This window comes from Streptomyces sp. NPDC058701 (genome assembly GCF_042715295.1).
Classification (GTDB): domain Bacteria; phylum Actinomycetota; class Actinomycetes; order Streptomycetales; family Streptomycetaceae; genus Streptomyces.
Genome location: NZ_JBHXSY010000022.1, coordinates 59,839 through 83,798, shown reverse-complemented (window position 1 = coordinate 83,798; position 23,960 = coordinate 59,839). Strand labels below are relative to the sequence as shown.

Genomic DNA, 23,960 nt, shown 5'->3' with positions numbered 1-23,960 from the left:
CTAGGAGGTGGCGGCGGGTGCGGCGGTTCGCTTGCGGGCGGTGGGCACCATCAGGGGCGTGCCGGTCTCCGGGTCGTCGATGATCCGGCAGGACAGGCCGAACACGTCTTCGATGAGCTCCTCGGTCATGATCGTCGAGGGGTCCCCCTCCGCGGCGACGATCCCGCCCGGCTTCATCACCACGAGGTGGGTGGCGTAGCGGCAGGCCTGGTTGAGGTCGTGCAGGACCGCGACGATCGTGTGGCCCTTGCGCTCGTGCAGGTCGGCGCACAGGTCGAGCACCTCGACCTGGTGGGCGATGTCGAGGTAGGTGGTCGGTTCGTCCAGCAGGAGGATGGACGTCTGCTGGGCCAGCACCATGGACAGCCACACGCGTTGCCGCTGGCCGCCCGAGAGGTCGTCGACGGGGCGGTCGGCGAGGGACAGCACCCCCGTCTGGCGCATCGCCTCGGCGACCGCGGCCTCGTCCTCGGCGGACCACTGCTTGAGCAGCTTCTGGTGCGGGTAGCGGCCGCGGGCCACGAGGTCGCCCACGGTGATGCCGCCCGGCGCGGTCGAGGACTGCGGGAGCAGGCCGAGCCGGCGGGCGACCTCGCGGGACCGGTAGGACGCGATGGCGGCCCCGTCGAGGTAGACCTCACCGGCCTGCGGCTTGATCATTCTGGCCAGCGCCTTGAGCAGGGTGGACTTCCCGCAGGCGTTCGGCCCGATGATCACCGTGAAGGAGTGGTCGGGGATGACCACGCCCAGGGAAGTGGCCACGGTCCGCTGGTCGTAGCGGAGGGTCAGGTCCTCGGCCCTCAGTCGGGCCGTGGGAGGAAGGGTCTCAGTCATGCGCGGCTCTTTCGTGACTCCGTGACCAGCAGCCAGATGAGGTACAGGCCGCCGATGGTGCCGGTCGCCGTGCCCACCGGCAGGAGGGCGGGAGAGAACATGCGCTGGACGGCGAGGTCGCTGCCGGCCAGCAGGACGGCGCCCATGGCCGCGGCCGGCACCAGGGCCGGGCCGGACGCCCGGGTGAGCTTCCGGGCGATCTGGGGGGCCGCCAGCGCGACGAACCAGATCGGACCGGTCACGGCGGTGGCGAACGCCGCCAGCGCGACGCTGATGACGAGCAGGGCCGTACGACTCGCCCCCACACTGACGCCCAGGGCCCGGGCCGTGTCGTCGCCCATCTCCACCATGGAGAGCCGGCGGGCGAAGAGCAGGGCGAGCGGCAGCAGTACGGCGACGGCGATGCCGATCGCGGTCGCGTGGTCCCAGCCCCGGTTGCCGAGGCTGCCGATGAGCCAGGCCTGGGCCTCCAGGGCCTCCTGCCAGCTCGCCCGGGTGATCAGGTAGGAGTTGGCGGCGAGCAGCAGGGCGCTCACCCCGATGCCGACGACGACGAGCCGGAAGCCCTGGACTCCCCCGCCGGCGACGAGCAGGTAGATCGCCCCGGCGGTGAGGAGTCCGCCGATGAGCGCTCCGATCGCGATCTGGGTCATGCTGCCGTGCAGCACGACGATGACGACGAGGGCTCCGGTCGCCGATCCGTTGGTGAAGCCGATGATGTCGGGGCTGCCCAGCGGGTTGGCGGTCAGGCTCTGCAGGATGGCGCCGCTGACGGCCAGGGCCGCGCCGACGCACAGGGCCGTCACGAGCCGGGGCATGCGCAGCGTGTTGACGACGAAGTCGGCGGCGCCGCCGCCGTGCCCGAAGAGCGCCTGGAGCACCTCGCCGACGGACAGGTCGAAGTCCCCCGTCGTGAGGCTGACCCCCATGACGGCGACGAGGAGAACCAGCAGGATCGCGGTCACGGCCACCGTGCGGCCCTGCACCCGCAGGGAGTACCGGCCGCCCCGGGTGCGCAGGACCGAACCGCTCAGGACGCGGGGCGCGGGGTCCGCGTCGCCGGCGGTCCGGGACGGGGGGACGGCGGTGTCGGCGTCGGGTGCGGCACTCACAGCATGACCAACTTTCGGCGCCGGCACAGCGCGATGAACAGGGGTGCGCCGAGGAACGCGGTGACGATGCCGACCTGGACCTCGCCGGGCGCTCCGAGCACCCGGCCCAGTACGTCCGAACCGATCAGCAGGACGGGCGCGATGAGCATCGAGTACGCGAGCACCCAGCGCTGATCGGGTCCCACCACGAAGCGGGCCACGTGCGGAACGGCCAGGCCCACGAAGCCGATCGGCCCGGCGGCGGCGGTCGCCGCACCGCACAGCAGCATCACCGCGAGGGCGCCCAGCACCCGGGTGCGGTTGACGTTGACCCCGAGGGCGCGGCCGACGTCGTCGCCCATGCCCAGGGCGTTGAGCGAGGGGGCGAGCAGGAGCGCGATGAGCAGGCCCGCGGCGACGAACGGCAGGATCACGTACAGGAAGTCGAGGTCGCGGCCGGAGAGGGAACCCACGGTCCAGAACCTGAACTGGTTGAAGGCCCGCGGATCGAGCATGAGGACCGCCGTGTTGAAGGCGGTCAGCACCGCCGTCGCCGCGGCGCCCGCGACGACCATCCGGTCCGGTGTGGCCAGCGACCGGCCGGACGAGCCCAGCAGGTAGACCACGACCGAGGCGATCGCGGCGCCGGCGAACGCGAACCAGACGTAGCCCAGGGCCGCACCGATGCCGAGGAATGCGATGGCGACGACGACGCCGGTGGAGGCGCCGAGGCTCACGCCGAGCAGGCCGGGGTCGGCGAGCGGGTTGCGGGTCAGCGCCTGCATCAGCGCGCCGGACAGCCCCAGGGCGACGCCCACGGTGAGGCCGAGGAGGGTGCGGGGGATGCGGTACTCGTGGATGATGACCGAGGCCTGCGATCCGTCAGGGTGCCACAGCACGCTCCACGTCGAGGCGAACGGGATCCCCTTGGTGCCGACCCACACGCTGAGCAGGCCGGTCAGGACCAGCGCGGCGAGTGCGACCAGCAGACCCACCGCGCGTACGGCCGCCACGGACCGGGACGCCGGGGGCGCGACCGGTCCGCCGGCCACGCTCCTGGACGCCGCCTGGGTTTCGATCAACAACAGCGACTCTCCCTGGCGGCATCTCGCCGGTGTAAGGACATGACGTACGGATCAAAGGCTACTTAGGTGACCCTAACCGCACTGGCCCTACACGGTCAACGCGCTGAACCGTGCCCCAAGTAGGGCGTCCGGGCCCGCGGGCGAAGGTCTGCCCCGAGGCTTGCTTAGAGTAGCCTTACCTAACTGTTCGACCATCTCACGGAGGCCCACATGCTCGACGGAGGACCGACGGGGAGCCAAGTCCTCCGGAAGGCGGTCGGGGGCCAGCGCCGCCGGGTCGCGACGGCCTCGCTCCTCGGCATGGCGCACCAGGGCTGCGAGGCCCTGGTGCCCGTCGTCATCGGTGTCATCATCGACCAGGCGGTCGCGACCGGTTCCACCGGGTCCCTGCTGCGCTGGCTGCTCGTCCTCGCCGCGCTCTTCTTCGCACTGTCCACGTGCTACCGGATCGCCGCCCGGATCACCGACGGATCGGCGGAACACGCCTCCCACGGACTGCGCCTGACCCTGGGCGCCAAGGTGCTCGACCCGCGCGGCGGCGCCGACCGGGGCCGGCTGCCCGGAGCGCTCACCGCCATCGCCACCGGCGACGCGACCCGGGTCGGCGCCACCGCCGCCGCGGTGACGTACGCGCTGTCGGGCGCCGCCGGACTCGTCATCAGCGCGGTGGCGCTGCTGCGCATCTCGGTGCCGCTCGGCCTGCTGATCCTGCTGGGCGTACCGCCACTGCTGTGGCTCGGCCACCTCATCAGCCGGCCGCTGGAGGAGCGCAGCGAGGTCGAACAGGAGCGCGCGGCGCACGCCTCGGGCGTCGCCGCCGACCTCGTCGCGGGGCTGCGGGTGCTCAAGGGCATGGGCGCCGAGGCGGCCGCCGTGTCCCGGTACCGGCGTACGAGCCAGGACTCGCTGGCGGCGGCGCTGCGGGCCGCCCGCAGCCGGGCCTGGCACGACGGCGCGATCCTCGCGCTGACCGGGACGTTCATCGCCGTCATCGGACTGGTCGGCGCGCACCTGGCGATGAGCGGCTCGATCAGCGTGGGCGAACTCGTCGCGGCCGTCGGCCTCGCCCAGTACCTGCTGGGACCGTTCCAGCTCCTCACCTACGTCAACGGCGAGTTCGCCCAGGGCCGCGCCTCCGCGCAGCGGATCGCCGAGGTGCTCGCCTCGCCGCCCGCCGTCGCGGCCGGGACGGCCGCACTGCCGGACCCGGTCACCGGCCGGATCCGGCTCCGCGGCGTCACGTACGGGTCGCTGCGCGGGCTGGACCTCGACGTGGAGCCCGGAAGTCTGATCGGCGTCGTCGCCGGTGATCCGGCCGCCGCCAACGACCTGCTGCTGTGCCTGGGCCGCGAGGCGGACCCCGACGAGGGCGTGATCGAGCTCGACGGCGTACCGCTGACCGAGCTCGACCCCGAGACCGCGCGCCGGGCCGTCCTGGTCGCCCATCACGACGCCGACCTCTTCGAAGGCACCCTGCTGGACAACGTACGGGCCGCCATGGACACCGACGCGCGGGACGCCGGTCCGGCGCTGGCCGCCGCGGCGGCCGACGACGTGGCACGGGCCCTCCCGCTGGGAGTCGACACGGTCCTCACCGAGCGCGGCCGCTCCCTGTCCGGAGGTCAGCGCCAGCGCGTGGCCCTGGCCCGGGCCCTCGCCGCGGACCCCCCGGTGCTGGTCGTGCACGATCCGACCACCGCCGTCGACACCGTCACGGAGTCGCACATCGCCGCGCGGCTGCGGCGGCTGCGGCCCGACCGCACCACCTTCCTGGTCACCACGAGCCCCGCCCTGCTCGCCGGGACGGACCGGGTCGTCGTCCTCGACGGCGGCGCCGTCGCCGCGCAGGGCCGCCACCAGGACCTGGTCGCCGACGACACGGCCTACCGCGCGGCGGTGCTGGCATGACCGATCCCCACGGGACCGACACCGCGGCCGCTACGGGCGCGGGCACCGAAGACGCGGACAACGAAGGACGGACGATGAGCGGACCGAGCACCCCGGAGCGCGAGCTGCTGCCCACGGCCACCGGGGCGCAGACCGCCGGCGTGCTCGGCGCCCTACTCCGCGGCCACCGGCTGCTGGCCGTCACCGCGCTGACCGTACTGGTGCTGGGCACGGGCGTCGGGCTGCTGACCGCTCCCCTGCTCGGGCGCATCGTCGACCTGGTCGTCGAACGGCGCGGCTCCGCCTCGCTGACCGTGCCGATGGTCCTGCTGCTCGTGGTGGCGGTGGCCCGCGGTGTCGCCACCGCGATCGGCAGCTCCCTGGTCGCACGGCTCGGCGAGACGATCCTGGCCGGTCTGCGCGAGCGGTTCATCGCGCGGGCGCTGCGGCTGCCCCTCGAACGCGTCGAGAAGGCGGGGTCCGGTGACCTCACCTCGCGGGTGACCCAGGACGTGACCGTCATCGCGAGGGCGGTGCGCCAGGCCCTGCCCGAGTTCGCCGGCGCCCTGCTCACCATCGCGCTGACCCTGGTCGGCCTGGCCGTACTGGACTGGCGGTTCCTCGCGGCGGTGCTGCTCGCCGTACCGGTCCACGTCCTGTCCGTGCGCTGGTACGTCCCGCGCGCCTCGAAGGTGTACGCCGAGCACCGCGTGGCGACGGGAGCCCTGCAGCACCAGCTCCTCGACAGCATCGGCGGCGTGCGCACGGTACGCGCGTTCCGGCTGGGCGACCGGCACTCCCGGCTCCTCGAACAGCGGTCCCGGGAATCCGTCGACCTCGCGCTGCGCGGCATCCGGCTCGTGTCCGGGTTCTTCTCCCGGCTCAACCTGGCGGAGTTCATCGGCCTGGCGGCGGTGCTGGTGACGGGGTTCTTCCTGGTCGACAACGGATCGGTGAGCATCGGCACGGCCACCGCGGCCGCGCTCTACTTCCACAGCCTCTTCAACCCCGTCAACGCCGCGCTCTTCCTCATCGACGAGGCCCAGTCGGCCGGCGCGAGCCTCGCCCGCCTGGTGGGCGTGTCGAGCCTGCCGGCCGAGCGGGAGGCCGGCGAACGGCCCGGCCGGATGGCCGGATCGGTGGAGGTCCGCGGCCTGAACCACGCGTACGTCTCCGGGCACCAGGTCCTGCGCGACGTCGATCTGGAGGTCGGCGACGGCGAGCGGGTGGCGCTGGTCGGGGCGAGCGGCGCCGGGAAGACCACCCTGGCGAAGCTGATCGCCGGAGTCCACGACCCGTCGGACGGCTCGATCGTCCTCGGCGGCGTGGACACCCGCGAGCTGGGTCCCGGCGGAATCCGGCGGGCGGTGACCCTGATCTCCCAGGAGGTCCACGTGTTCGCCGGACCGCTCTGCGAGGACATGCGGCTCGCGCGGCCCGAGGCCACCGAGGAGGAACTGCGCGCGGCGCTCGACCGGGTGGGCGCGCTGGACTGGGCTCTGGCCCTGCCGGAGGGGCTGGACACGGTCGTCGGCGAGGGCGGGCACCGGCTCACGGTGACCCAGGCCCAGCACCTGGCCCTGGCCCGCCTCGTCCTCGCCGATCCGCCGATCGCGATCCTCGACGAGGCCACCGCCGACGCCGGCAGTGCGGGCGCCCGCGTGCTGGAAACGGCCGCTCTGCGGGCCCTGGAGGGACGTACCGGTCTGATGGTCGCCCACCGGCTCCCGCAGGCCGCGACCGCCGACCGCATCGTGGTCCTCGACGGGGGGCAGGTCGTGGAGACCGGCACGCACGACGAACTCGTCGCGGCGGGCGGGCGGTACGCCGACCTCTGGGCGGCCTGGTCCGCCAGCCGCCGGGAGCCGGGTGACTCGACGCTGCCCGGGCCCCGCAAGGCCTCGCCCCCGGCCCCGTCGGTCCACTGAGCCGACGCCCGACCGTACGGCCCGGCTGAACCGCCGCCCGTACGACCGCACCCGGCCCGCGCCGTGTGCCGTCCCCGTGCCCGGCGCCCGCCGGAGCCGGAGGCGGCACACGGCGCTTTCGCGTACCGGAGGACGCCCGAACGCGCGTACCCGGAACGCCGGGAGCACGGGCACACCGAGCCCGGGACCGGCGTACCCCCGTACGCCCGTACCCCCGTACGCCCGTACCAGGCACGCCCGTACCGGCGTACTGGCCCCCCGCTCCCGGCCGGACGGGGACGCACGGACGCCGCCCCCGGCGAGGAGGGTTCTCCTCGCCGGGGGCGGCGCCGTGGTGCCGGGCCCGGGCGGGTCAGGCCTGCAGGGCGACCAGGCTCGCGGGGCGCAGGTCGGTCCAGTTCGTCTCGATGTACGTCAGGCAGGCCTCACGGGTGTCCTCGCCGAACACGGTCCGCCAGCCCGCCGGCACGTCGACGAAGGACGGCCACAGGGAGTGCTGGTTCTCGTCGTTGGCCAGGACCAGGAAGCGGCCCTGCGGGTCCTCGAACGGGTTGGTGGTCATGCGTTCTCACTCCTCGTGGACATAACGGTGAACAGCTCCGAGAGCGGCTGTCCGGGCTCGGCCACCACATGGCGCAGCAGCCGGTGAAGTTCTTCGGCCAGCCGGCGGGCCTTGGCCCCGCCGAGCAGGTCGGTGGCGTGGATCAGTTCGCAGTGCACCGGACCGTCGCCGCGCGGCTCGTAGAAGCTGAGCGTCAGCTCCGCCTTCGCCGAACCGGTGGGCACCGCGTGGAAGGATCCCACGCCGCCCTCCAACTGTCCGAGGTCCGCCTGCTCGTGGTGGATCACCATCACCTGCGGCCCCCCGGCGGGCAGCGCGGTGGCGCGGACGACCTCGTCGAACGGGACGTCCTGCCGGTCCAGGGCGCTGAGGGTGGTCTCCCGCACCCGGCGCAGCAGTTCGGCGAAGGTGGGGTCCCCCGCCGTGTCGGTGCGCAGCACCACGGTGTTGAAGAAGCAGCCGACCAGATCGGCGAGCCGTTCCTCACCGCGGCCGGCGACCATCGTACCGATCGGCAGGTCGGTGCCCGCGCCGTGGGCGGTGAGCAGGGCCGACAGCGCCGAGTGCAGCACCATGAACATGCTGGTGCCGGTGGCCTGGGCCAGGGCGTCCACGTCGGCGTGGAGCTGCTCGTCCAGGACGAAGGAGACGTAGTCGCCGCCCGGGCCGCGGACGGCCGGGGCCTGCGGGCGCGGCCGGTCCGCGGGGAGCGCCAGCTCCTGCGGGACGCCCTCCAGGTTCCGCCGCCACCAGGCGAGCTGGCGGCCGCCGGTGCTGGTGGGCTCGGCGAGGTCGCCGAGGACCTCCCGCGCCCAGGCCGCGTAGTCGGAATAGCTGACGGGCAGCGGCTCCCATGCGGGGGCCAGGCCCCGCTCCCGGGCCTCGTAGGCTTCGGTCAGGTCGCGGAACAGGGGAACGACGGACCATTCGTCCACCGCGAGGTAGTGCGCGGTGAGCAGCAGCGCCTGGTCACCCGAGGCCCCGGTGAGCAGCGTGGCGCGCAGGGGCGCCTCGCGGGTCAGGTCGGGGTGGAGCGCGGCGAGTTCGGCGAGCCGGGCGTCGAGGTCGGCGCAGCTCTCCGTCGCCAGCACCGGGTGCCCGGCGGGCTGCCCGTGCACGGCGCCGTCCCGCTCGGTGAAGCGGGTGCGCAGCGGCTCGTGGCGGGTCACCACGTCGTCGAGGGCGGCGGCCAGGGCGGCCGCGTCCAGGGCGCCGGGCGAACGGAGCACCAGGCCGTGGTCGAAGCCGTCCCAGCGCCGGTGCGCCGACCACTGCCAGCGCTGTACGGGAGCCGCAGCGGCGTCCTCGTCGGCGGGGGCCCGGCCGCCGGCCGGGCGCAGCGCCGGGCGGGCGGCGGCCGCGCCGTCGAGCTTGGCGGCGAGGCCGGCGACGGTCAGGGCGTCGAAGACGTCGCGGATGCTCAGCTCGACGCCGAACTCGGAGCGGATGCGGCCCAGGAGGCGCATGGAGGCCATGGAGTGGCCGCCGAGGGCGAAGAAGTTGTCGTGGGCGCCGACTTCTTCGAGCTGGAGGATCTCGCCGAAGAGGCCGGCCAGCTTCGCCTGGGTGGCGCCGACCGGGCGGGCCCCGCCGGACATGCCCGACCAGTCGGGCGCGGGCAGCGCCTTGTGGTCGAGCTTGCCGTTCGGGGTCAGCGGCAGCGGGCCGTCGAGGACGACGACGAGCGCGGGGACCATGTACTCGGGCAGCCGGCCGGCGACGTGCGCCCGCACGTCCTGCGGGTCGAGCGCGCCGTGCTCCGGGACGACGTACCCGACCAGGCGGACGATGTCCCCCGCGCGGTCCGGGACGACGGTGGCCTGGCCGACGCCGGGGTGTCCGGCGAGCGCCGCCTCGATCTCGCCGAGCTCGATGCGGAAGCCGCGGATCTTCACCTGGGTGTCGACCCGGCCCAGGAAGTCGAGGTTGCCGTCGCGGCGCCAGCGGGCCCGGTCGCCGGTGCGGTACATGCGGCTGCCGGGCGCGCCGAACGGGTCGGCGACGAACCGCTCGGCGGTCAGCCCGAACCGGCCGAGGTAGCCGCGGGCCAGGCCCCGTCCGGACACGTACAGCTCGCCGACGACGCCGGGCGGGACGGGCTGGAGCCGGTCGTCCAGGACGTAGGCGGTGGTGTTGGGGTCCGGGACGCCGATCGGCACGCGTGCTCCGGGGCGCAGCCGAGCGTCCCGGGACTCCCACAGGGTGGAGTTGACGGTGGCCTCGGTCAGGCCGTACGCGCAGATGAGGTTCGCGTGGGCGCCGAACCGCTCGAAGAGGTCCGGCGGCACGGTCTCGGTGCCGACGAGGACGGTCGAGCCCTCGGGCAGCGTGCAGCCGGCGGGCAGCGCGGACACCAGGGACGGCGGGAGGATCATGTGGCTGATCCGGTGCTCGGCGAGGAAGTCCGTGAGCGCCGGTCCGGCGACCCGGGCCTCGTCGGTGATGAGGACGAGGCGGCCGCCGTGACAGAGCGCCATCGCGATCTCGAAGACGAACACGTCGAATCCGATGGAGGCGAACTGCAGGACGCTGCTGTCGGTTTCCAGGCCCATCCGGTCGACCGCGGTGGCGACCAGGCTGGCTATGCCCTCGTGGGGGACGACGACGCCCTTGGGGCGGCCGGTGGAGCCCGAGGTGTAGATGACGTACGCGGCCTGGTCCAGGGCCACCCGCGGGGCGGGCACGGCGGTCTCGGGCTGCCGTGCCAGGGCGGCGGCGGTGGCGTGCTCGTCGAGGAGCAGGACCGGGACGCCGGTGGCGGGGATCTTGCCGGCCACGGGCTCGGTGCCGACGACCAGGGTCGCCCGGGAGTCCTCGATCATGTAGCCGAGCCGGTCCGCGGGGTGGACCAGGTCGAGCGGCAGGAAGGCGGCTCCGAGCTTCAGCACGGCGAGCACGGTGGCGATCATGTCCGCGGAGCGGGGCACGGCCACGCCGACCACGCTCTCCGTGCCGACGCCCCGGGCGGCCAGCAGGTGGGCGATCCGGTTGGACCGGGCGTCCAGCGCGGCGTAGTCGAGGCGGGTGTCGCGGTCGACGAGGGCGACCGCGCCGGGGCGCTCGGCGACCTGCCGGGCGAAGAGGGCGGGCAGGGGCAGCTCCTCGACCTCGCGCGGGGCGCCGTTGAAGCCCTCCAGGACCAGCGTCCGCTCGTCGCCCACCAGGAGCGGGGCGGCGGACACGGGCTGGTCGGGGGCGGCGGCGAGGGCTCCGGTGAGGGCCGCGAGGCGCGCGCCGATCAGCTCTGCGGTTTCCTGGTCGAAGAGTTCGGTGGCGAACTCCAGGCGGCAGACCAGGGAGCCGCCGTCGCCGTCGGCCGCGGTCTCCTCGGTGAAGCTGAACACCAGGTCGAACTTGGCGGAGCGGATGCGGAACGGTACGTACTCCACGCCCAGGCCGGCCAGGTCCAGTTCGCCCTCGGTGCGGGCGTGGTAGCCGACCATCACCTGGAACAGCGGGTTGCGGGCCAGCGAGCGGGTGGGGTTGAGCTTCTCCACGACCGACTCGAAGGGCACGTCGGCGTGCGAGAACGCGGCCAGGTCGGTGTCGCGGACCCGGCCGAGCAGCTCGGTGAACGACGGGTCGCCGCTGAGGTCGGTGCGCAGCACCAGGGTGTTGACGAAGAAGCCGACGAGGTCGTCGAGGGCCTCGTCGCCGCGGCCGGCGATGGGCGAGCCGAGCGGGATGTCGGTGCCGGCTCCGAGGCGGTGCAGCAGGGTCGCGACGGCCGCGTGGACCACCATGAACATGCTGACGCCGTTGTCCTTGGCGAGCCGCTTCAGGCCCTGGTAGGCCCGGCCGTCGAACGCGACGTCGAGCTCCGCGCCGGTGAAGGCGGGGCGGGCCGGACGCGGCCGGTCGGTCGGCAGTTCCAGTTCCTCGGGGGCGCCGTCCAGGGTGCGGTGCCAGTGGTCGAGCTGGCGGGCGGCCAGGCTCCGGGCGTCGGCCGGGTCGCCGAGCAGCTTCTGCTGCCAGAGCGCGTAGTCGGCGTACTGGACCGGGAGCGGCTCCCAGGCGGGGGCGCCGCCGGAGCGGCGGGCGGCGTACGCGGCGGCCAGGTCGCCGAGGAAGGGGCGGTCGGACCACTCGTCGGTGGTGATGTGGTGCAGGAGGATCACGACGACGTGCTCCTCGGGCGCCACCTCGACGACGGTGGCGCGCAGCGGCAGCTCGGCGGCGAGGTCGAAGGGGCGGCCCACGGCCGCGTCGACCAGGGCGCGGGCCTCCTCCTCGGTGGCACGCAGGTGCTCGACCGGCGGACGGGCCTGCCCGGCGGGCAGGACCCGCTGGTACGCCCGGCCGTCGCGCTCGGCGAAGAGGGTGCGCAGGGCCTCGTGGCGGTCCGTGACGTCGGCGAGGGCGTCCCGCCAGGCGTTCACGTCGAGGTTCCCGCGCAGCCGCATGACCAGCGGGAAGTTGTAGGCGGCGGAGGTGTCCTCGATCTGCTGGATGACCCACAGCCGCTGCTGGGCGTGGGAGAGCGGCAGTTCGTCGGGGCGCTCGCCGGCGACCAGGGCGGGGCGGGCGTCGCCCCGCGATCCGGCGGCGCGCAGGGCGAGTTCGGCGACGGTCGGGGCCTCGAAGAGGTCGCGGATCGCCAGCTCCGCGGCGAGCGCGGTACGGGCCCGGGCGATGAGCCGGGTGGCGAGCAGCGAGTGCCCGCCGAGCTCGAAGAAGTTGGCGTCGATGCCGACGCTTCCCCCGGCGAGGCCGAGGACCTCGGCGAACAGTTCGCAGAGGGTCTCCTCCTGCGGGTTCCGGGCGGACCGGCCGGCGCCGGCGCCGGCGAACTCGGGGACGGGCAGGGCCCGGGTGTCGAGCTTGCCGTTGACGGTCAGCGGCAGCGTGTCCACGGCCATCAGGGCGGCCGGGACCATGTAGTCGGGCAGGGTCGCCTTCAGGTGCTCCCGCAGGGTCTGGACGAGGGCCTCGCCGCGTTCGGCGGACTCCTCGGGAACCACGTAGCCGACGAGGCGCTTGCCGGCGGCCTGCTCGTTCACGACGACGGCGGCGTGGGCCACGTCGGGGTGGGCGGACAGGGCGGTGGAGATCTCGCCGAGCTCGATGCGGTAGCCGCGGATCTTGACCTGGTCGTCGGTGCGGCCGAGGAAGTCGATCAGTCCGTCGGGGCGCTGGCGGACGAGGTCGCCCGTACGGTACATGCGCTCGCCGGGGGCGCCGAACGGGTCGGCGACGAACCGCTCGGAGGTGAGCCCGGGACGGTCGTGGTAGCCGCGGGCCAGGCCGGTGCCGGCGATGTACAGCTCGCCGGGGCAACCGGGCGGGACCGGGCGCAGCATGGCGTCGAGGACGTAGCCGCGGGTGTTGCGGATGGGGCGGCCCACCGTGGGGGTCGGGCTGTCGGCGGTGGAGCCGCCGAGGGTGTTGATCGTGTACTCGGTCGGGCCGTACAGGTTGTAGCCGTAGGTGTCCTCGGTGTCGGCGAGGCGGGTCCAGACGGTGTCGGAGACCGCCTCGCCGCCGAGCAGGACCAGCGCGGGGCGGTGCTTGCCGGCGCTCTCGTCCCGGTCGAGGAGCCCTTCCTCGATGAGCAGCTGGGCGTAGGTGGGGGTGACGTTGACGACGTCGATGCGGTGGTCGTCGCAGTAGGCGACCAGGGCCTCGGCGTCGCGGCGCAGTTCCTCGTCGCAGACGTGGACCTCGTGGCCCTCGACGAGCCAGAGCAGCTCCTCCCACGACATGTCGAAGGCGAAGGAGACGGTGTGCGCGATGCGCAGGCGGCGGCCGCCGGCCGCGGCGATCGCCGGGTCGAACACCTCCACCTGGTGGTTGAGCTGCATGTTCGTCAGACCGCGGTACGGGGTGACGACGCCCTTGGGCTTGCCGGTCGAGCCCGAGGTGTAGATGACGTAGGCGGGGTGCTCCAGGCGGCCCGCGACCGAGTGCGCGAACGCGGGGCGCTCGGCGTCGGTGACCTCGCCGCCGGGATGCCCGGCCAGCTCGGCGGCCACGGCGGGGTCGTCGAGGGCGACCTCGGGGGCGAGCGGGCCGGACGCGGCGCGCAGGGTCGGGGCGACGGCGAGGGTGGTGAGCAGGCACAGCGGCCCGGTGTCCTCGACCATCAGGCGCAGCCGGTCGGCGGGGTGGTCCAGGTCGAGCGGCAGGTAGGCGGCCCCGGTGCGCAGGACCGCGAACAGGGCGACGACCATCTCGATGGAGCGGGGCAGGGCCAGGGCCACGGTCCGCTCGGGGCCGGCGCCGCGGGCCAGCAGCAGCCGGGCCATCCGGTTGATGCGGGCGTCGAGTGCGGCGTACGTGAGGGAGGTGTCGCCGAAGACGAGGGCGACGGCGTCCGGGGTGCGGGCGACCTGTGTGGCGAGCATGTCGGCGACGGTCTCGTCGGGGACCGGCTGGTTGCCGGCGGCCCAGGCGGCGGTCAGCTCGGCGTGCTCGTCGGGGAGCAGCAGGTCGAGGGTGCCGACCGGGGCGGTGAGGTCGCCGAGGAGGCGCTCCACCAGGGTCCGGTAGCGGTTCAGGGTGGCGGCGGCCTGGTCGTCGTCGACGAGGTCGGGCCGGTACTCCAGTTTGACCTGGACGCGCTCGGCCGGGTTGACGATCAGGGTCATCGGGTAGTGCGTGGAGTCGACGCTGCCGACTCCGGTGATGCCGTGGCGGTCGGTGAGCTCGCGGAAGGCGCCCTCGTCGGCGAAGTTCTGGAGCACGTACAGGGTGTCGAAGAGGACGGGGTGGCCGCCGGCCCGCTGGAGCTCGGCGAGGCCCAGGTACTCGTGGTCCATCAGCGCCGTGCGCTCGGACTGGACGCGCCGCAGCAGGTCCGCGACCGTCTCCTCGGGGCGCAGGGCGATGCGCAGCGGGACGGTGTTGAGGAACATGCCGATCGTCGACTCGGCGCCGCGCACCTCGGCGGGGCGGCCGGCGACGGTCGCGCCGAACACCACGTCGCTGCGGCCTACGGCGGCGGACAGCACGAGGGCCCAGGCCGTCGACAGCACCGCGTTGATGGTGAGGCCGTGGGCGCGGGCGGAGCCCCGCAGCCGGTCGCTGAGGTCGGCGCCGAGGTCGAGGGAGTGACGGCGCGGGATGGTGGGCTCGCCGCCGCGGCCCCTGGCGACGAGGGTGGGCTCGTCGAGGCCGGCGAGTGCGGTGCTCCACGTGGCGCGGGCCGCGTCGAAGTCCTGGTCGGCGAGCCAGCTCAGGTAGTCGCGGTAACTGCCCGGGGCGGCGAGGCCGGTGTCGTCGCCGGCCGCCGCGTAGAGGGCCAGCAGCTCGTCGAGGAACAGGGACTGGGACCAGCCGTCCCAGGCCACCAGGTGGTGGCTGAGCATCAGGCGGTCGGCGTTCTCGGTGAGCCGGATGAGCTGGAGGCGGAACAGCGGGGGCGCGGACAGGTCGAAGCGGCGCAGCCGGTCGGCGTCGGCGATCTCGGTGAGGCGGGTCTGCCGCTGCTCCTCGGTGAGGCCGGTCAGGTCGGTCTCGGTGAGAGGGACGGGGACCTCGCCGGCCGGGCCGACGAACTGCACGGGCGCCGGCAGTCCCTCGGAGGTGATGCCGGCGCGCAGGCCGGAGTGCCGGGCGAGCAGGGCGGCGCAGGCGGTGCGCAGCCGGTCCAGGTCCAGGCGGTGGCCGAAGTCGAAGCAGTCCTGGGCGGTGTAGACGTCCAGGCCGTCGGTGTCGTAGCTGGCGTGGAAGTGGATGCCCTCCTGCAGCGGGGACAGCGGCCAGATGTCGGCGACGGGGACCGGGCTGGTCTGCTGGACGCGGTCGATCTCGCCCTGGGTGAGCTGGACCAGGGGCAGGTCGGAGGGGGTCAGCGCGCCGGTGGCGGAGCCGGAGCCGGCGGCCTGGGCGATGAGCTCGCGCAGGGCCTCGGCCCAGGCCAGGCCGAGGGAGCGGACGTCCTCCTCGCCGAGGGTCCGGTCCGCCGGCCAGGTCCAGGTGGCCCGCAGCTCGGGGCCGTGCGGGGTGTCCGCGCAGACGGCGTTGACCTGGAGCGGGTACGGCATGGCGAGGTCCGCGTCCGCGTCCACGGACAGGGCGTCGGACTCGGCGGCGGGCGCCCAGTCGACGGCCTGGTCGGCGGGCAGCCGGCCGAAGTAGTTGAACAGCACCTGGGCGGTGGACAGCCGGGCGAAGACGGGGGCGAGCTGCGGGTTGAGGTAGCGCAGCATGCCGTATCCGGCGCCGGAGTCGGGGGCCGAGCGGACGGCCTCCTTGACCGCCTTCAGGGTGTCGAGGGCGCCGTCGGCGGCGGGCAGCCGGACCGGGTGCAGGCCGGTGAACCAGCCCACGGTGCGGGACAGGTCCAGGGCGGTGCCGTCGCGGCCGTGGCGTTCGAGGTCGACGAGCAGGTCGCCCGCCGCGTCACCGCCGCGGCCGGACTGCCAGCGGGACACCGCCAGGCGCAGGGCGGCGAGCAGCACCTCGGTGACGTCGGCGCCGGCGCTGGCGGGCACGGCCGTCAGCAGGGTGCGGGTCTCCCCGGTGGTGAGGGTGACGGTGTGGTTCCGGGCGGAGCCGGCGGTGCCGCTGCGGTCGGCGCCCGGGACCAGCTCGGCGCCGGGGGCCAGGGTCGCGGCCCAGTACGGGAGTTCCGCCTGCCGCTGCGGGGAGGTGGCCTGTTCGGCGATCTCCCGGGCGAAGCGGCGCAGCGAGGTCGGTACGGGCTCCAGCTCGGGGCGCTGCCCCTGGAGCGCGGCGTCCCAGGCCGCGGCGAGGTCGCCGAGCAGGACGCGCCAGGACACGCCGTCGACGACCAGGTGGTGGACGACGAGCAGCAGCCGGCCGGGCACGCCGGCGCCGGCGTCGAACCACACGGCCTGGAGCATCACGCCGGCGTCGGGGTCGAGGCGGCCGGCGGCCGCGTCCGACTCGCGGGTGATCAGGGCGCGCAGGGCGGTGTCGTCGAGTCCGGCCGCGTCGGCGCGGCGCAGTACGGCGGCGGCGTCGACGCTGCCGGCCGGGGTGGTGGCGGCGGACCACAGGGCCGGGATGGCGGGGCCGAGGTCCATGCGGGTCAGGGACGTCCGCAGGCCATCGTGGTGGTCCAGTACGGCCTGCAGGACGCGGGTCAGCCGGTCGGTGCCGGCGTCCGCGGGCGCCTGCAGCAGCATCGACAGGTTGAACCGGCCGATGGGGCCGCCGTCCTCGCGGAGCTGGTGGACGATCGGCAGCAGGGTGATGTCGCCGACGCCGTCGGTGTCGGCGGCGGGAGCGGCCGCGGTGTCGGCTCCGCCGGTGGCGGTGGCGAGGGCGGCCGGGGTGCGGTGCTCGAAGACCTCGCGGGGGCTGACCGACAGGCCTGCCTTGCGGGCGCGGCTGGAGACGGACATGGAGAGGATGCTGTCGCCGCCGAGCATGAAGAAGTCCTCGTCGGCGTCGACCGCGTCGAGGCCGAGCACCTCGGCGAAGATCGTGCAGAGCTCCTGCTCGCGCCCCTCCCGCGAGGAGCCGCGGCCGGCCTTGCGGCGGACCGCCGGGGCGGGCAGCGCCTTGAGGTCGGTCTTCCCGCCGGGGGTGAGCGGCAGCGCGTCGAGGGCGACGAAGTGGCTGGGCACCATGGGGGCCGGCAGCGCGCCCGTCAGAGCGGTCCGTACGGCCTCGGTGTCGAACGCGTCGGCCGGGCCGCCCTGGGCCGGGACCAGGTAGGCGACCAGCTGCTTGACGCCGCGCTCGTCGTCGCGGGCGACGACCACCGCGTCGGCGACGTGTCGATCGTCCCGCAGGCGGGCTTCGATTTCCCCGAGTTCCACTCGGTTTCCCCTGATCTTGACCTGGTGGTCGGTGCGCCCGAGGTAGGTGAGCGCTCCGTCCTCGCTGAACTGGACCATGTCTCCGGTGCGGTACATCCGCGCGCCCGGAGTGCCGAACGGATCGGCGACGAAGCGTTCCGCGGTGAGCGCGGTGCGTCCGTGGTAGCCGCGGGCGAGCTGGTCGCCCGCGAGGTAGAGCTCGCCCGGTTCGCCCGGGGCCACCGGGCGCAGGTACCGGTCGAGGACGTGCAGCCGGGTGTTCCAGACGGGCCGGCCGATGGGCACGGTGGCCGCCGTGGCGCTCTCGCCGCCCGCCCGCCAGCTGGTGACCTGGATGACCGCCTCGGTGGGCCCGTACACGTTGTACAGGGGGACGCCGGTGCGGTCCTGCCAGCGCCGGGCGAGCGGGACGGGCAGGGCCTCGCCGCCGCTGAAGGCGCGGCGCAGGCTCGCCCACCAGGGGGCGCCGTCCGCGTCCTCGGCGAGCAGCGCGGTGTACAGGGACGGCACGAGGTCGACGTTGGTGACCCGCTCGGTGCGGATCAGCTCGGCGAGGTAGGCGGGGTCGCGGTGCCCGTCGGGCCGGGCGACGACCACGGTGCCGCCGGTGAGCAGGGGGACGAAGATCTCCTGGACGGAGGGGTCGAAGCTGGTCGAGTACTGGTGCAGCACCCGCTCGCCGGGGCCGAATCCGAACTCCTCGGCGGTCCAGGCCAGCTGGCCGACGACGGCCCGGTGCGGGACGACCACGCCCTTGGGCAGGCCGGTGGAGCCGGAGGTGTACATCACGTACGCGGCGGCGTCGGGGTCGACGGGAGCGAGCGCACCCGTCGCGGGGGCCGCCGCGGCCGCCTCGGGGCCGTCGAGGAGGACGGGGGTGACCCCGTCGAGGGCGGGGAGCTTCGCCAGGGACCGCGCGGTGGCGACGACGGTGCGGGCACCGGAGTCGGACAGCATGTGCCGGACCCGGTCGGCCGGGTAGTCGACGTCGACGGGCAGGTAGGCGGCGCCGGCCTTCATGACGCCCAGCAGGGCGACGAGGGTCTCGGCGGACCGGGGCACGGCGACGGCCACCACGGCCTCGGCGGCGACGCCGCGGGCGGCCAGCCGGTGCGCCAGGGCCTCGGCGCGGGCGTCGAGTTCGGCGTACGAGGTGTGGCCGCCCTCGTGGACCAGCGCGACGGCGTCGGGGGTACGGCGCGCCTGCGCGGCGAAGGCTTCGTGCACGGTGTCCGCGGGCAGGTGCCGCTCGGCGCCGGCGAGGGCGGCGAGGACGGTCCGCTGCTCGTCCGCGGACTGTACGGCGAGCCGGCCGACCGGCAGGTGCGGGTCGGCCGTGACCTGTTCCAGCACGGCGAGCAGCCGGTCGGTGAAACGGGCGGCGGCGCGGGCGTCCAGGCGGGCCGGGTCGTGGTCGAGCTGGAGCCGCAGCGTCGTGCCGGGCAGCACGGTGAGGGCGAGCGGGTAGTGCACCGCGTCGCGGATCTCGGATCCGAGGATCCGGATGAGGCCGCGCGGGTCGGCGGCGTCGCCGGCCTCGGGCAGGTTCTCGACGACGACGAGGGCGTCGAAGAGGTCGCCCCGGCCGACGGCCCGCTGGATCTCGGCGAGCCCGAGGTGCTGGTGGTCCAGCAGGTCGGCCTGGCCGTCCTGGAAGGCGGTGAGGACCTCGGCGAGGGTCTGCTCGGGGCGCCAGGCGAGCCGGGCGGGCACGGTGTTGATGAGCAGGCCGACGAGCGTCTCGATGTCCTGTACGGGGGCCTGGCGGCCGGAGACCGTGGTGCCGAGGACGAGGTCCTGGGCGCCGACGACGTCGCCGAGGACGAGGCCGAACGCGCCCTGTACGACGGCGGCGAGGGTCAGTCCGAGGCGGCGGGTCCCGGCGGTGAGGGCGGCCGTCCGGTCGGCGGACAGCTCCACGGTGACCCGGCCGGAGGCCGCGCCCGGCGTCTCGCCGGCGCGGAAGGGGAGGCCGTCGGTCGCGTCGAGGCCGGTCAGGGCGTCGCGCCAGGCCGCGCGGGCCCGGTCCCGGTCGAGGCCGGCCAGCCAGCCGGTGTACGCCCGGTAGGCGGGGTCCGCCGCGGTCGCCGCGGCGGGGGCGCCGGGGCGGTAGCCGTCGAGCAGTTCCCGCATGACCAGGGAGACGGACCAGCCGTCGACGATGATGTGGTGCATGGTCAGGAGCAGTACGGAGCGCTGCGCGCCGAGCCGGACCAGGGCCGCGCGCATCAGCGGCGGGGCGCCGAGGTCGAAACCGCGGCCGCGTTCGGCTGCGGCGACCTCCTCGACCGCGGCCGTCTGCCGGGCGTGGTCCTGGCCGGTCAGGTCGGTGAACCGCCAGGGCAGGGCGACGTCGGCGCCGATGACCTGGACGACGGGGCCGTCGGGGTGCTGGCGGAAGGCGGCGCGCAGCAGCGGGTGCCGGTCGAGGAGTTGCTGGACGGAGGCCCGGAGGGCCTCGGGGTCGACGTCTCCGCCGAGTTCGACGGCGTCCTGGACGGCGTAGCCGTCGGCGCCGTCCCGGTCCGTGGCGGCGTGGAAGTAGAACCCCTCCTGGAGCGGGGTGGCCGGGACCACGTCCAGCAGGTCGCCGATGCCCTCGGCGAACTCGGCCCGGTCCGCGGCGGTGAGCGGGACCAGAGTGAACGGCTCGGGCAGCGGGGCGGCGGTCCGCGGCGCGTCCGCCGCGTCACCGGCCGCGAGGGCCAGGGCGGCGACGGTACGGAGCCGGAACACCTCGCGGGGGCTGATCGCGAGACCGGCGGCCCGGGCGCGGGTGACGAGCTGGATGGCGACGATGCTGTCGCCGCCGAGCTCGAAGAAGCTGTCGTGGACGCCGACCGCCGGCAGGCCGAGGACCTCGGCGAAGAGCGCGGCGAGCGTGGTCTCGGCGGCGGTGGTGGGGGCCGCGTCGCCGGTCATGGCGGTCCACTGCGGGTCGGGCAGGGCGCGGGCGTCGAGCTTGCCGTTGGGGGTGAGCGGCAGCGGGCCGTCCATGCGGACGACGGCCGAGGGGACCATGTGGTCGGGCAGGTTCTGGGCGGCCCCGGCGCGGGCGGCGGTGACGGCGGCCTCGGCTCCGGCGGTGTCCAGGGAGGCGTCGGCGACGAGGTAGGCGACGAGGCGCTTGGCGGCTCGCTGGTCCTCGCGGACGAGGACGGCGGCCTGCGCGATGCCCGGGCAGGCCATGAACGCGCTCTCGATCTCGCCCGGTTCGATGCGATGGCCGCGGATCTTGATCTGGCCGTCGGCGCGGCCGAGGAAGTCGAGGTTGCCCTCGGCGGTCCAGCGGACCCGGTCGCCGGTGCGGTACATGCGGGTGCCGGGCTCGCCGAACGGGTCGGCGACGAAGCGCTCGGAGGTCAGGCCGAAGCGGCCGAGGTAGCCGCGGGCCAGGCCGCGGCCGGCGACGTACAGCTCGCCCTCGACGCCGACGGGTACGGGCCGCAGGGCGGAGTCCAGCACATAGGCCCGGGTGTTGGGGTCGGGCTCGCCGATCGGGACGGGTCCCTGCCAGTCGGGGCGGGCGAGCCAGAGGGTGGAGTTGACGCTCGCCTCGGTGAGGCCGTAGGCGACGACGATCTGCAGGCGGTGCGACCAGCGGGCGATCAGCTCGCTCGGGACGGCTTCGGTGCCGACGACGAGCACGCAGCCCTCGGGCAGTTCGCAGTCCTGCGGCAGCGCCGACACCAGCGACGGCGGCAGGATCATGTGGGTGGCGCGGTGGGCCGCGATGTAGTCGGTGAGGGCGGGGCCCGCGACGCGGCGCTCGGTGGGGACGACGATGATCCGGCCGCCGACGCACAGCGACATGACCAGGTCCCAGACCGTCACGTCGAAGCCGACGGAGGCGAACTGGACGACCCGGCTGTCCGGGCCGATGCCTATGCGCTCGGTGGCGGTGGCGATCAGGCTGCCGATGCCGTCGTGGGGGACGACGACGCCCTTGGGGCGGCCGGTGGAGCCGGAGGTGTAGATGACGTACGCGGCCCGGTCGAGCGGGATGTCCAGGCCGAGGGCGGCCGGGTCCTGCGCGGCGAGGGCGGCGGCGGTCCGCGGGTCGTCGAGCCGGAGCAGTTCCAGGCCGGGGAGCGCGGGCAGGCCCCCGGCCTGCTCCCGGGCGGTGACGACGGTACGGGCGCCGGCGTCCCGGAGCATGTACGCGAGGCGGTCCTGCGGGTGGTCGGAGTCCAGCGGCAGGTAGGCGGCGCCGGCCTTCATCACGGCGAGCAGGGCGGTGACGAGCTCGGGCGAACGGGGCAGGGCCACGCCGACGACGTCCTCGGCGCCCACGCCGCGGGCGGCGAGGAGGCGGGCGAGCCGGTTGGCGGCGGCGTCGAGCTCCCCGTAGGTCAGCTCGGTGTCCTCGCAGACCAGGGCGACGGCCCCGGGGTCGCGGCTCACCTGCGCCTCGAAGGCGGCCGGCCAGGACAGGTCGGGGGAATCGCTCGGGGAGGTGCCGAAGTCCACCAGCAGCCGGGCTCGTTCCTCGGCGGTGGTCAGTTCGAGCCGGCCCACGCGCCGGTCGGGGTCCTCGGCGAAGGCGTCGAGGAGGATGCCGAAGCGCTCCTGGTGGGCGACGAGGCCGTCCTCGGTGCACTGGTCGGCGTCGGCGTCGAAGAGGACGCGGACGGCGCCGCGCACGGACTCGCCGACGCTGACGGCCAGGTCGCTGACCGCGCCCATCCACTGGGGGCGCAGGTCGCACCGGTGGTCGCGGAAGCGCAGCCAGTCGGTGCCGGGGAGGATGTTGACGGTGGGGCCGACGAGCTCGGACACGCCCTCGACCAGGCCGAGTTCCTTGGCCAGGTCTTCGGCCCGGTACCGGCCGTGGGTGACGGCCTCGGCGATCCGCGCGTGGGTCTGGGCGAGCAGCTCGGCGACGGTCGTGCCGGGGCGTACGGTCAGCCGCAGCGGCACGATGTTGGAGACCATGCCGGGGATGCCGAGGATGGCGCGGTCCCGGCGGGTGGTGACGGGCAGGCCCAGGACCAAGTCCTGTTCGCCGGTGGTGCGGTGCGTGTACGCGGCCACGGCGGCGACCAGCAGGGCGGACAGCCGGACCCCGGACGCCTGGGCGGCGGCCTTGAGCCGGTCGGTGTCGGCCACGGTGAGTTCGGTGGTGCGCCGGTAGCGGCGCGTGATGATCTTCTGGCCGGGCTCGACCAGGCGGACCGGCCGCGGCCGGTCGGCGAAGCGTTCCAGCCAGTACGCGCGGTCCTCGGCGTACGTCTCGGAGGCCCGGTAGGCCTCCTCGGAGGCGGCGAGCCGGGTCACGTCCCAGGCGACGGGGGCGGGTTCCCGGGTACCGGTGTAGAGCTCGCCGACGCGCTGGGAGAGCAGGCCGATGCTCACGCCGTCGATGACGAGGTGGTGGTAGCACTGGTACCAGAGCACCCGGTCGTCGGCGACCCGGATCAGGGTGTGGGAGAACAGGGGGCCGTCCGCGAGGGCCAGGGGGCGGGCCCGGCGGGCGCCCATCCATTCCCAGGCGGCGTCCTCGGGGTGGGGCTCGGCGCGCACGTCGACGACGGGGACGTCGACGGGCATGCGGCGGGGAAACTGACGGGGGCTGCCGTCCCCGGTGGTCGCGAAGACGACGTGGAGGCAGTCCGCCTCCTCGACCACCTGCCGCACGGCGGCGGTCAGGCGGTCGAGGTCGACGTCGCCGCGCAGTTCCAGGGTGAACGAGACGTTGAAGGCCGAACTGTCCGGCTCGATCTGCTGGGCGAGCCAGATTCCGGACTGTCCACCGGTGACGGGTGTCCCGGCCGCAGCGGTCCGGTCCGAGTCGGTGTCCATCATCGTTCAGTAGGCCTTTCCCTGGTCCTGCGCGTCAGTGGCTGGTCGTTACTTGATGGCTTCGAGCTTCGGGACGACCTGGTCGATGGCGTACGGGATGCTCAGCACGGTGTTGAAGGAGAGCGCGGCGCCGATGTCCGGGGTCTCGTACGGCAGGAACAGGTCGCGCTTCTCCTGGTTGACCTTGGTCTTCGCGTACAGCGGGTCGGCCTTCATCGCCGCCTCGGTGTCCGGGGTACCCAGCCACACCGTGCGGTCGGCCTCCATCACGTCGAACCGCTCGGAGCTCAGGTCGGCGATGTTGTCCTTGCCCAGCGCCGTGCGGTACGTCTCGGACGTCGTGAAGCCCATCTCGCTGAGGAAGATGACCTTCGGGTCCTTCGGCGAGAACGCGGAGAACTTGCCGGGCTCGACGGGCTCGCCCACCGCGACCGTCTTGTCCTTCCACTCCGGGTGCTTGTCCCGGACCGCCTTGAACTTCTCGTCGATCCCCGCGATCAGCTTCTGCGTCTCGGCTTCCTTGCCCAGCGACTTGCCGATCTGCTGCGTCATCACCTGCCACGTCGCCTGGTAGTCCTCCGCGCCCTTCGGCTGCGCGACGACCTTGGCGATCTTGGAGAGCGTGTCGTACTGCTCCTTCTTCATCCCCGAGTACTGGGCGATGATCAGGTCCGGCTTCAGCGCCGCGATCTTCTCCATGTTGTACTCGTCGCGCTCGCCGACGACCTGCGGCGGCGTGGAGCCCCACAGGTCCTTCGACCACTGCCACTTGCCGTAGGGGGTCTCCTTGAACCAGTCCACCGCACCGACCGGCTTCACCCCCAGGGCCAGCACCGCGTCCTGGTCGGACAGACCGAGCGTCACGACCTTCTTCGGCTCCGCGTCGATCGTCGTCGACCCGTACTTGTGCTCCACGGTGACCGGGAAGGCCGCCGAGGACTTGCTGTTGCCCGCGTCGGCGGACGGCTTGGACTCGGTCTTCTCCCCGCCGCCACCGCACGCGCTCAATACGAGGGCGGCGGCGGCCGCGACGGCCACAC

The 23,960-nt window shown here is 74.3% G+C and carries 8 protein-coding genes; 2 read left to right on the top strand and 6 right to left on the bottom strand.

Features of this window, described 5'->3' with window-relative positions:
* Genes ACFWW8_RS23000 through ACFWW8_RS22990 form a run of 3 tightly spaced genes read right to left on the bottom strand, consistent with a single transcriptional unit; the run spans window position 1 to window position 3,010 of the window.
* On the bottom strand, window positions 1–834 hold the full coding sequence (locus ACFWW8_RS23000) for an ABC transporter ATP-binding protein (RefSeq protein WP_386530814.1): 834 nt from the start codon (window positions 832–834) through the stop codon (window positions 1–3).
* Window positions 831–1,946, bottom strand: coding sequence for a FecCD family ABC transporter permease (locus ACFWW8_RS22995; RefSeq protein WP_386530813.1), 1,116 nt, complete (start codon window positions 1,944–1,946; stop codon window positions 831–833). The genes ACFWW8_RS23000 and ACFWW8_RS22995 overlap by 4 nt, the downstream gene beginning before the upstream one ends.
* Window positions 1,943–3,010 (bottom strand): FecCD family ABC transporter permease, encoded by a 1,068-nt coding sequence (locus ACFWW8_RS22990; protein ID WP_386530812.1) that lies wholly within the window; start codon window positions 3,008–3,010, stop codon window positions 1,943–1,945. Before ACFWW8_RS22990 ends, ACFWW8_RS22995 begins: the two co-directional genes overlap by 4 nt.
* Before the next feature lie 210 nt (window positions 3,011–3,220).
* On the opposite strand from ACFWW8_RS22990, the gene ACFWW8_RS22985 reads away from it, so the two are divergent.
* Together ACFWW8_RS22985 and ACFWW8_RS22980 are read left to right on the top strand one after the other, a co-directional pair.
* On the top strand, window positions 3,221–4,918 hold the full coding sequence (locus ACFWW8_RS22985) for an ABC transporter ATP-binding protein (protein WP_386530811.1): 1,698 nt from the start codon (window positions 3,221–3,223) through the stop codon (window positions 4,916–4,918).
* A complete protein-coding gene (locus ACFWW8_RS22980; RefSeq protein WP_386530810.1) occupies window positions 4,915–6,825 on the top strand; it encodes an ABC transporter ATP-binding protein in 1,911 nt (636 codons plus the stop codon). The genes ACFWW8_RS22985 and ACFWW8_RS22980 overlap by 4 nt, the downstream gene beginning before the upstream one ends.
* 352 nt (window positions 6,826–7,177) lie before the next feature.
* Here ACFWW8_RS22980 and ACFWW8_RS22975 read toward each other — a convergent pair whose 3' ends face one another.
* The 3 genes from ACFWW8_RS22975 to ACFWW8_RS22965 are packed head-to-tail and all read right to left on the bottom strand — an operon-like array spanning window position 7,178 to window position 23,958.
* Complete coding sequence (locus ACFWW8_RS22975; RefSeq protein ID WP_386530809.1) at window positions 7,178–7,387, bottom strand: MbtH family protein; 210 nt, start codon at window positions 7,385–7,387, stop codon at window positions 7,178–7,180.
* On the bottom strand, window positions 7,384–22,923 hold the full coding sequence (locus tag ACFWW8_RS22970; RefSeq protein WP_386530808.1) for an amino acid adenylation domain-containing protein: 15,540 nt from the start codon (window positions 22,921–22,923) through the stop codon (window positions 7,384–7,386). The genes ACFWW8_RS22975 and ACFWW8_RS22970 overlap by 4 nt, the downstream gene beginning before the upstream one ends.
* A 45-nt stretch (window positions 22,924–22,968) precedes the next feature.
* On the bottom strand, window positions 22,969–23,958 hold the full coding sequence (locus tag ACFWW8_RS22965) for an iron-siderophore ABC transporter substrate-binding protein (RefSeq protein ID WP_386530807.1): 990 nt from the start codon (window positions 23,956–23,958) through the stop codon (window positions 22,969–22,971).
* Window positions 23,959–23,960 lie beyond the last annotated feature (2 nt).

What these genes read in the sequence shown, in the direction of transcription:
- ACFWW8_RS23000 (WP_386530814.1), bottom strand. Translation starts at nt 834, where the DNA reads ATGACTGAGACCCTTCCTCCCACGGCCCGACTGAGGGCCGAGGACCTG.
- ACFWW8_RS22985 (WP_386530811.1), top strand. Translation starts at nt 3,221, where the DNA reads ATGCTCGACGGAGGACCGACGGGGAGCCAAGTCCTCCGGAAGGCGGTC.
- ACFWW8_RS22980 (WP_386530810.1), top strand. Translation starts at nt 4,915, where the DNA reads ATGACCGATCCCCACGGGACCGACACCGCGGCCGCTACGGGCGCGGGC.
- ACFWW8_RS22975 (WP_386530809.1), bottom strand. Translation starts at nt 7,387, where the DNA reads ATGACCACCAACCCGTTCGAGGACCCGCAGGGCCGCTTCCTGGTCCTG.
- ACFWW8_RS22970 (WP_386530808.1), bottom strand. Translation starts at nt 22,923, where the DNA reads ATGATGGACACCGACTCGGACCGGACCGCTGCGGCCGGGACACCCGTC.